This is a genomic window from Alteraurantiacibacter palmitatis, from assembly GCF_037154115.1.
GTDB classification, from domain to species: domain Bacteria; phylum Pseudomonadota; class Alphaproteobacteria; order Sphingomonadales; family Sphingomonadaceae; genus Alteraurantiacibacter; species Alteraurantiacibacter palmitatis.
Genome location: NZ_JBANRO010000011.1, coordinates 138,055 through 146,892 on the forward strand (window position 1 = coordinate 138,055; position 8,838 = coordinate 146,892).

Sequence of the window (8,838 nt, forward strand, 5' to 3'; positions counted from 1 at the left end):
GTCGCCTCCCTCAGCCCGCCAACAGGCGGCAGTGGGAGGGCGGCGTGGCTTTCAGCCCGAGAAAGCTCCCGGGCAGGTACCAGTACGCAGCATGCACCAGTGCCGAACCGGCGCCACGTGCCTTTGCCTTCCGCAAGGCAAGCCAGGCCCCGGCGGCCAGGCCGATACCGATGAAGATATGCTGCGAGAGAATGCCCCAGGCGAAGGGAATGAGAATCCCTGCAAACTCGTCGATGGTCCAGAAGCCGATGAGCTCCGGGTCGTCGAGCCGCCGTGGAACGAGGTACCTGTCGGCCATGCCGCCCTCCTGTCGTGACCGGATCCGCTGATCAGATGACCGCGGTCACGACCGAGGTGACGATCGGCACGCCGGTGCCGACACCGATCCCGACGCCGACCGGCACCGCGACCTGGCCGAGCGAGAAGCGCCCCGAGGCGAGACCGATCAGACCGCCCGCAAGGCTGAGCACGGTGATGATCTTGCCGCCCGAGCCTTCAAGGAAGTCGGTGAACTTGGTCAGCGCGGGATCGAAGGTGGTGTCGGCGCCGGCGAAGGCGGCACCGGCGCAGGCCAGCGCCACGCAGGCGGGAAGAATGTAGTCGCGGCCGCGTGCACGGTTGGGCATGCGCTGCTGGACCGGAAGGGCAGTCTTCGTGGTCATGGATGGAACCTTTCGAGGGATTGAACATCAGCCAGCGATACGTTCGCTGTATGTTCTTTCCTCTCCCCGGAGCCGGGCTGTAGGAAATCGGGAACTGGATTTTGGGGCTGCCGACCAAACAGAAAGCGACATCTGAAGGGGCAATGGACGGGATTCGCGCAGGCTGATCGCGGAGCAGCGCCGACTGTGCCGGCTTTGGCGCAAAGCGCGCCGCCATATGCGTGAACACGACCGGAATTCGCGCGAATCGTCGAAGGATGCTGATTCGTTCCTTCCTCTATGTTCTCTTAATGTTCTTTTCGTTTTCCTACAGGGTTCCTTCGCGGTTAGCCGGTGAGACGATCAAATATGGAGATAAGGATTCGTCGATGACCAACATGGCGCTCTTTGCCGAACAACAGGTTCGCGCCGACCTCGCCCGGCTTCTCTTGGCAGCCGTCGAAGCCAGCGGCCGTGCCCGCTGCGACATCGCGCGTGACGCGCAGATCCATAAGGATGCCCTGCGCCGCGTCCTTGCCGGCGAACGCTCAGCAAGCCTCGGTGAAGCCCTGCGCATTCTTGCCGCGAGCGGCGTTGCGCCGCATGCGCACCTGCTCCTGTTCCTCGTCAGCAGCGGCGATCACGCGATTGCGTGGCTGCAATCGGACCTCGCGCAGTTCTTCGAGGACTTTTCCGGCGAACTGCCTTCTGCGCTCGAACGTGTTCTGGGCAACCAGGTTCATGACGTGAAGCCGCGTTGGGCTAAGGGCACCGCGCATCGTGTCGCCCGCCTGCTCTCCGATCACATCGATGAGCTCGAACGCAAGGACGCGCTGCTCGGCGATGTCTTCGCCGGTGCCGAAGGAGGCCATCGTGGGTGAAGAGATCGACAAAGGAGCGACAGAGCCCCGCCGGGTGACGCGGCTTATTCGCTTGCCCGAAGTGCAGCACCGCGTCGGGCTTGGCCGTTCGACGATCTACCGTTGGATGAGCGAGGGCAAGTTTCCGAAGCCCGTTCAACTGGGTGGCTATGCGGTCGCATGGGCGGAAGATGTGATCGAAGATTGGATAAACTCGCGTCTATCGTGAGCGCCGTAGAAGAAGGGTTTGGCAAAAATGCTTTATCACGAGCGACCCTTTGCCTCACACCACAGTTGATATGAGCTGCCGAACACGTAAGTTTCTCCGATGGAAAGCTCCCCTGTTTTCAAAGAACCGCAACCCAGAATCTACCTCTTTCTCCTTGTTATCATGAACGTCCTTCTTCTTGCCGCCTCAGCAGCCCTCTTGATCAACCAGTCCGCTCCGGCCGCCGAACCGCGCGTCGTCACTGCGCGGGGCGATCTTGGCGCGGATGAACGCGCCACTATCGACCTGTTTCGCAATGCGCGCGATTCAGTCGTGTTCATCTCTACCCGGCAGCGGGTCGCCAATTTCTGGACGCGCAATGTCTACAGCGTGCCGCGCGGATCGGGCTCGGGTCTCGTATGGGACGAGGCAGGCCATATTGTCACAAATTTCCATGTCATCGAGGGCGCCTCCGAAGCGCAAGTCCAGCTTGCCGACGGTCGGCAGTTTTCCGCCACGCTGGTCGGTGTTAGCCCACAACACGACCTTGCTGTCCTGAAAATAGGCGGTGCGGGCTTCACTGCGCCCGCGCGGGTGCCAATCGGCACAAGCAGCGACCTGCAGGTCGGACAGAATGTTTTCGCAATCGGAAACCCCTTCGGGCTCGACTGGACCCTGACCAAGGGCATCGTTTCGGCGCTGGATCGTTCGCTGCCCAACGAGAACGGCCCCGACATTCGGCACCTCATCCAGACCGATGCCGCCATAAATCCCGGTAATTCGGGTGGTCCGCTGCTCGATTCCGCGGGCCGACTGATCGGGATCAATACCGCGATCTATAGTCCCTCCGGCGCATCGGCAGGAATCGGCTTTGCCGTGCCGGTCGACACGGTGATGCGCGTTGTGCCCCAGCTCATTTCCGAAGGGCGCTACACGCGGCCCAGTCTTGGCATTGAAGGCGATGACGATATCAACGACCGGCTCAAAAGTGCTTCGGGGATCGAAGGCGTTTTTGTCTTACGGGTCGATCCCGGGTCATCAGCGGAGCGCGCCGGTCTGGTTGCTGCGCAGCGCACGAGGCGCGGTGTCTCTCCAGGGGACATCGTTACCGCGCTGAACGGCAAACCCGTTTCCAGAGTCGGCGATCTGCTCGCCCGGCTTGACGATTTTCGGGTCGGCCAAAGCGTCGAAATCACGCTGATGCGCGGCGGCGAAGAACGAACGGTCAGGCTCGAACTCGAACCGGGAAGCTGATGCACGAAGAAGGGCCGGCCCCACTGGTGAGACCGGCCCTCACGGCTGCCATTAACCGGCGTTGATCGGGATTGTCTTGCGTCCCTTTGCCGCTTCTGCGGTACGCGGAACCGTAACGGTCAGAACACCATTACGGAAGGCCGCCTCGACCTTGTCCTCGTCGATCTGCGAAGGCAGGCCGATGCGACGTTCGAAGCGGCCATAGCTGCGTTCGGAATAGCCGCGTTCCTCGTCGCTGGTTTCGGACTTCTTTTCGCCCCGGATCACCAGTTGGTGATCGTCCAGGCTGATTTCGATGTCCTTTTCCTCCAAGCCCGGCAACTCGGCCGTGACCCGGATTTCCTTGTCGTTCTCCGACAGTTCAACCCGCGGCCAGCCAAGGCTGCGTCCGATTGACGGCAGCGAGGGCATGGAAAACCCGCGAAACATGTCGTCGAACAAGCGATTGATATCCCGATGAAGCGACATCACGGGATGATCGACCCGCTCCTCCTGCCGGGGAGCGATGTCCTGGCCCTGGCTTTTCCAGGGAATGAGATCGCGAAAAGCCATCTCGACATTCCTCCTATTTTCCGACTGGTTTTGGGCAAAGCCTCATCAAGCGGGGCAGGTGCGATTGCACCCACCCCGCCGAGGATTTGCCCGGTAATTGGGGCTTAGGCCGCCTTGTCTTCGGTCAGCTGCGGCGTGTCGTCATTGACATGCTCGCGGCTTCCGATGGCGATCTTGCGCGGCTTGAGCGACTCAGGAACGATCCGCTGAAGCGAAATCGTCAACATGCCGTTTTCGTAGTTCGCATCGCGGACCTCGACATAGTCGGCCAGCTGGAACCGGCGCTCGAACGCGCGGGCAGCGATACCGCGATGCACGTATTCGACACCTTCCTCGTCCTTCTCGGTCTTCTGACCGGAGATGACGAGCTGGTTCTGCTGGGCAGTAATGTCGATTTCGTCCGGACGGAAGCCGGCTACCGCAATATTGATCCGGTAGCTGTCCTCGCCGGTGCGGACGATGTCGAAGGGTGGGTAGCTGTCCTGCGTCTCGGCGCGGAAGCTGTTCTCAAGCGCATCGAAGAGCCGATCGAAACCGACCGTCGAGCGGCGATAGGGGGTCAAATCAAATGCAGTTCTCATTTCCAAATCCTCCTTGTTGAGCAATCTGGGCATGAGAGGCGCCGGGAACCAAGAGCCGACGCCCTCTGTCCAACCGGACCCGTTATGGCATCCGGTACTTGCGAAACTGGGAAGGCCTCAGATGGTTTCAAGACTTGAGGGAATTTTTTTGCCCTTTGCTTAGAGTGCCTTAGGGCTGCGGAGGGCTTTCTCCAATTGACTGCTTGATCTGGATGTGGGCCGTCTCAGACGGAATGCCCAAAGAGAGCGCTTGAAGCAGCTAAACCGCATGACCAACTACCGGATTAGCGATCGCCGCAATCTCCCAGGCCAGTTTTAAGGACGAAGAGCAATGCACATCAGAACCGTAGCACACATCGAAGGCCGCGATCACACTGATACCTTGTACAAGGCGCTAACCAAAGCTGCGAGCAAGAGGCTTCGCCCTCTACTGGACAGCAACAAGGCTGGCGCCTCGACACTGACCGCAGTGCTGGAAAGCCATGCCGGTACCGAAAACGCGTTTCGCCTCAAGCTTAGCTTGTATTTGCCCGGACGCATCGCTGCGGTCGCCGAGACTGTGGGTGACAGTATCGAGCCGATGGCAGAAGATGCGATCGCGAAACTGCATCGGCAAGTGCGCCGCCATTTCGCAAAGCTGAAAAATGCTCGGGAATATCGCCGAAAGGCACGCCGCGAACGCCTGCACGAAGCAAAAGGCAGGAGCGCGTCAAAACCGAAGGATGAAAAGAGCCTGATCGAAGTTAGGCTGAAGGCGCTTCGTCCAACCCTGACAGGGCACGCCCGGCGCGAGCTTGCCTATCTTCGAGCTGTTGGCGAGCTTCCCTATGGATTGCCTCAGGTCGAGGACGTTGTTGATGAGGCCCTGACCACGGTTATGGCAGAGGGCGACATGGTCGTGAATGAAGATGATCTACTGACTGCTGCCCTGCGCCACCTCTATCATGCAATTGATGCCGAGATAGAAGCGGAACGTTTCATGGTCGAATCGGTCCCGCTGGAATCCGAAATCCCGGATGATCCGGAAGACGACGCGGAGGAAATGGTCGAAGAAGAATTCTATGAATTTTACCAGCCTGACGATCATGTGACCTTGGCCGATGTGCTCTATCGGCCCGATACGCAGGAACAGGAAAGCTTCGTCAGCGCGCAAGACGAGGTTTCTCTGGCGGAGGTGGTAAAGGAACTGCCCAGAACCTGGCGCCGGGCTTTCCTGCTGCTGACGCAGGACCGCATGGCGCCTGGGCAGATTGCCGCTGTCCTCAATCTGGTTGCTGCTGATGTCGAGGATCTGGTCAAGGCAAGCAAGACTTTCCTGGAGGCGAGATTTGCGGAAAAGGGGCTGGCCGATTGGTTTGCGGGCCTTGTTTCATTCGGCAGGGTTCCGGAAGCTGACGATGATAGATCGACGCGACGCGATTAGGTGGACCGTCGTGGCAGAATGAGGGGCGCTGACCTGCGCGTTTCGGTCCCGTGCTGACGTTTACAGGCCAGATGAGAGGAAGTTATCCTGCCTGACATAAGCTCATTTTCTGTTGCAGGCGGGCTCTTGTCGGCTGCTTTGGGGATACTAGCTGCGGGTCACGCAGTCATGTTCAAGCGTGACCCGCGATCGGCAACGATCTGGGTGCTGTCTGTCCTGCTGGTACCGGTGCTTGGAGCGGCGGCCTATATTCTGTTCGGCATCAACAGGGTGAACCGCAAAGCCCAGCATATCCGGTACACGCCGGACCCGGGCGCAACCTTTCCCCGCGACGAAGTGGTATTGCCACCGCTTCCAGGCGACCTTGCTGGCCTTGCTCGGCTTGTGAAAACTGTCTCGTCAAAAGACCTAACCAGTGGCAATTCGTGCCGTCCGCTCGACGGCGGCAGCCAGGCATACCCACGCATGCTGGAGGCCATTGGCCAGGCCCGACACTCGATTGCGCTTGCATCCTACATATTTGAAAACAAGGGAATCGGGGAAGAGTTCGTAAACACCCTTGTGGCGGCACATGAGCGAGGAGTCGATGTCAAGATTCTCATCGACGATGTCTATGTCCGGATGTCGTTCTCGGACGCTTACGGGCCGCTTCGGGCGGCGGGGCTCGATGTAGCCCTGTTCAACCCGCCGATTATTCCGGCCCGGTTACACTCCGTCAATCTGCGCAATCACCGCAAGCTGCTGATTGTCGATGGCACACTTGGCTTTACCGGAGGAATGAATATTCACTCCCCATACTGGCGGCCTGAGGCACCGGAAAGCGCAATGCGCGATCTGCATTTCGAATTGCAGGGACCGGTGCTCGAGCATTTGCGGCAAACCTTCGCGCGGGACTGGCTTGATAGCGCCGACACGCGGTTGGAGCGTAAATTCTGGCAGCTTGACTCCCGACAAGACCGTCCTGCCAATGACAGAGTGCTTGCGCGCGGAGTGGAGTCCGGACCGGACGAAACCCTGGATCGCATGAGATGGGTATTCATGGGTGCTATCAACGCCGCGCAGACGCGGATATGTATTCGGACACCCTATTTTCTGCCCGATCAGCCGATGATTGCCGCCATCAGCGCTGCGGCCCTGCGCGGCGTTGAGGTAGACATTGTCGTTCCGGAGAATAGCGACCACAAATTTGTAAAATGGGCTTCGCAGGCACATTACTGGCAAATCCTTGAACATGGCGCGCGCATCCATGAAAGGAGTGGGCCATTCGACCATACCAAGCTGATGCTTGTAGACAGTGCCTGGGTTTGCCTCGGCTCGGCAAACTGGGACGCGAGGAGTCTGAGACTGAACTTCGAGTTTAACGTAGAACTCTACGACGAATTTCTCGCGCAGAAGCTGGAGGACGGTTTCGATGCCGTGTTGAAGGAATCGAGACAGGTCAGAGCTGACGAACTCATGCGATTGCCGGTCACGGTCAGACTTCGCAACGGCATTGCAAGATTGTTCTCTCCCATACTGTGACCTGATAGATATTCCTCATGGAAAACCTCTTTTTCGCCAGCCTTGTCTTGTTCGCCTCGGCGCTCCTCGCCGGGATAGTCTTTCACCGACTCAAATTGCCGACCATCCTCGGTTACATCCTGGTCGGCATAGCCCTTGGATCGTCGTTTGCCGATTTGCTCGGGGACGGTCCAATGCTCGAATTCGTAGCTGAAGCGGGTGTATTGCTGCTCCTCTTCATGGTGGGCCTCGAATTTTCCCTGACGGAGTTCTGGAGTGATCGCCGGAAAATTCTGGTTGCCGGAGGCCTGCAGGGGGGCGTGGTCGGTTCTGCTGTCGGGCTTGGCGTCTGGATGATTGGCTGGGGCGTAGCGCCGGCAATCTTGCTCGGGGCTTCGGCGGCAATGTCTTCGACAGCCCTGACCGCAAAGCAGCTGGTGGATCAGGGCGAAATCACGACGCGGCATGGCAGGTCGGCAATTTCGGTCCTCATTTTTCAGGATCTTGCCGCAATCCCCCTGCTTGCCTTGCTCGCGGTCTGGCAGATGGGCGGCGAGCCCAGCTTCATCGATATTGCAGGTGAAGTTGGCAAGGTAATAGCCCTTTTCGCAGCAGCGCTCTTGCTTGCCCGGCCGATCCTTCACCATGGCCTCCTGTTCATATACCGGAACGGAAATGCGGAAGTTCTGGTGCTTGCAGCTTTGACGATCGTCGCGCTGTCGGCCGAAGCTGCACATCTGGCAGGCGCCTCTGCAGCGCTTGGCGCATTCCTGGCCGGGCTTCTTCTCGGGGAAAGCGATGTTCGGCACCGGATAGAGGAAGACCTGCGACCATTTCGCGACGTCTTTGCCAGCGTATTTTTTGTTTCGATCGGGCTTCAGCTCGATGTTTCGCAGGTCATGAGCGCTCCGACCTCGGTGCTTGTCTGGATTGCGATCTTGGTGCCTGCCAAGTGCACCCTCAATTTTGTCGCGCTTCGCCTTTCTGGGTCCTCGTCTCGCGATGCGCTGCAGACCGGTTTGATACTGGCCCATGGTGGTGAGTTTGGCCTCCTGCTGGTTTCAGGAGCCCTTTCCGCTGCGGTCCTGCCAGCGGAGATTGGCCAGCCATTTCTGGTTGCCCTGGTCATTTCGATGGGTCTCGGACCGCTACTCATCCGGGCGAACGAGCAGATTGCCAGTCGCCTGGCCTCTCTTCTTCCCAAGCAGAAGGGCATCGAGCAGGAGGAGGAGAGGTGCGCGGCACAGCAGGCTCAGGCGATGAAGGGGCATTTGATCATCTGTGGAGCTGGACCAATCGGTCGAACCGTTGCGCGTGCAGGCGTTCTCGCTCAGTTACCGCTCGTGTTGATCGAGCCGGATCTGGCGACCTTTCGCAGTGCGAAAAAGATGGGCCTTCCCGTAGTTCTTGGCGATCCCAACAGGCTTGCAACACTTGAGGCGGCGCGGGCGCAATACTCTGACATGCTTGTTATGACGGACCCCAATCCATCGAATTTCCGGCGCGTTATCGACTGGTATCTGAGCCAGAATGCGGGCGGGAGAGTTGTCGCTTATGGAACTCGTGAATTTGCCAATGGTACGCCCCCCCAGGACGATCGCGTCTGCTTCTTCGACCCGGACACGGATATCGGCATTGAATTCGTGTCGCTTGTCTTCAAGTTGAAGAGCCTGTCAGACGAACTGGCTGACGACATCCTTCACAGATTGCGCGCCGAGATATTGGACCCGGTGCGACGCAGGGTGGTCTGAGCCCCTAGATTTCTTCCAGTGATAAGTAGAGTCCGGCCCTGAGAAGGAGACGGACGAATGAAGCGGAG

At 59.1% G+C, this 8,838-nt stretch carries 10 protein-coding genes; 6 read left to right on the top strand and 4 right to left on the bottom strand.

Going from position 1 to position 8,838, the window contains the following annotated elements:
- Positions 1-10: 10 nt before the first annotated feature.
- Positions 11-298, bottom strand: a complete 288-nt coding sequence (gene traL / locus WFP44_RS13740) for a type IV conjugative transfer system protein TraL (RefSeq protein WP_006834208.1) — start codon at positions 296-298, stop codon at positions 11-13.
- 31 nt (positions 299-329) lie between these two features.
- Positions 330-662, bottom strand: coding sequence for a hypothetical protein (locus WFP44_RS13745; protein ID WP_322293464.1), 333 nt, complete (start codon positions 660-662; stop codon positions 330-332).
- Positions 663-1,030: 368 nt separating this feature from the next.
- Between WFP44_RS13745 and WFP44_RS13750 the strand changes: the two genes are divergently transcribed.
- The 3 genes from WFP44_RS13750 to WFP44_RS13760 all read left to right on the top strand — a co-directional run bounded on the left by WFP44_RS13750 (position 1,031) and on the right by WFP44_RS13760 (position 2,963).
- Entirely contained in the window at positions 1,031-1,522 is a 492-nt protein-coding gene (locus WFP44_RS13750; RefSeq protein WP_160726841.1) for a hypothetical protein, read from the top strand.
- Entirely contained in the window at positions 1,515-1,730 is a 216-nt protein-coding gene (locus WFP44_RS13755; protein ID WP_336927154.1) for a helix-turn-helix transcriptional regulator, read from the top strand. The genes WFP44_RS13750 and WFP44_RS13755 overlap by 8 nt, the downstream gene beginning before the upstream one ends.
- A gap of 99 nt (positions 1,731-1,829) precedes the next feature.
- Entirely contained in the window at positions 1,830-2,963 is a 1,134-nt protein-coding gene (locus WFP44_RS13760; protein WP_452038999.1) for a S1C family serine protease, read from the top strand.
- Between the two features lie 51 nt (positions 2,964-3,014).
- Here WFP44_RS13760 and WFP44_RS13765 read toward each other — a convergent pair whose 3' ends face one another.
- Both WFP44_RS13765 and WFP44_RS13770 read right to left on the bottom strand, forming a co-directional pair.
- Positions 3,015-3,515: an Hsp20/alpha crystallin family protein gene (locus WFP44_RS13765; RefSeq protein ID WP_336927156.1), complete on the bottom strand. Its 501-nt coding sequence runs from the start codon at positions 3,513-3,515 to the stop codon at positions 3,015-3,017.
- 104 nt (positions 3,516-3,619) lie between these two features.
- A complete protein-coding gene (locus tag WFP44_RS13770; RefSeq protein WP_336927157.1) occupies positions 3,620-4,129 on the bottom strand; it encodes an Hsp20 family protein in 510 nt (169 codons plus the stop codon).
- A 298-nt stretch (positions 4,130-4,427) separates the two neighbouring features.
- Here WFP44_RS13770 and WFP44_RS13775 point away from each other — a divergent pair, with 298 nt between their 5' ends.
- From WFP44_RS13775 to WFP44_RS13785, 3 genes are all read left to right on the top strand, one after another.
- The gene (locus WFP44_RS13775; RefSeq protein WP_336927158.1) at positions 4,428-5,519 is read left to right on the top strand and encodes a hypothetical protein; all 1,092 of its coding nucleotides are present in this window, start codon (positions 4,428-4,430) and stop codon (positions 5,517-5,519) included.
- A 138-nt stretch (positions 5,520-5,657) separates the two neighbouring features.
- Positions 5,658-7,040, top strand: coding sequence for a phospholipase D-like domain-containing protein (locus WFP44_RS13780; RefSeq protein WP_336927173.1), 1,383 nt, complete (start codon positions 5,658-5,660; stop codon positions 7,038-7,040).
- Between the two features lie 17 nt (positions 7,041-7,057).
- Positions 7,058-8,770, top strand: coding sequence for a cation:proton antiporter (locus WFP44_RS13785; RefSeq protein ID WP_336927160.1), 1,713 nt, complete (start codon positions 7,058-7,060; stop codon positions 8,768-8,770).
- Positions 8,771-8,838 lie beyond the last annotated feature (68 nt).

Excerpts from the sequence above, each read along its gene's own strand:
- traL (WP_006834208.1), bottom strand. The coding sequence starts at position 298 with ATGGCCGACAGGTACCTCGTTCCACGGCGGCTCGACGACCCGGAGCTC.
- WFP44_RS13745 (WP_322293464.1), bottom strand. The coding sequence starts at position 662 with ATGACCACGAAGACTGCCCTTCCGGTCCAGCAGCGCATGCCCAACCGT.
- WFP44_RS13750 (WP_160726841.1), top strand. The coding sequence starts at position 1,031 with ATGACCAACATGGCGCTCTTTGCCGAACAACAGGTTCGCGCCGACCTC.
- WFP44_RS13760 (WP_452038999.1), top strand. The coding sequence starts at position 1,830 with ATGGAAAGCTCCCCTGTTTTCAAAGAACCGCAACCCAGAATCTACCTC.
- WFP44_RS13765 (WP_336927156.1), bottom strand. The coding sequence starts at position 3,515 with ATGGCTTTTCGCGATCTCATTCCCTGGAAAAGCCAGGGCCAGGACATC.
- WFP44_RS13770 (WP_336927157.1), bottom strand. The coding sequence starts at position 4,129 with ATGCCCAGATTGCTCAACAAGGAGGATTTGGAAATGAGAACTGCATTT.
- WFP44_RS13775 (WP_336927158.1), top strand. The coding sequence starts at position 4,428 with ATGCACATCAGAACCGTAGCACACATCGAAGGCCGCGATCACACTGAT.
- WFP44_RS13785 (WP_336927160.1), top strand. The coding sequence starts at position 7,058 with ATGGAAAACCTCTTTTTCGCCAGCCTTGTCTTGTTCGCCTCGGCGCTC.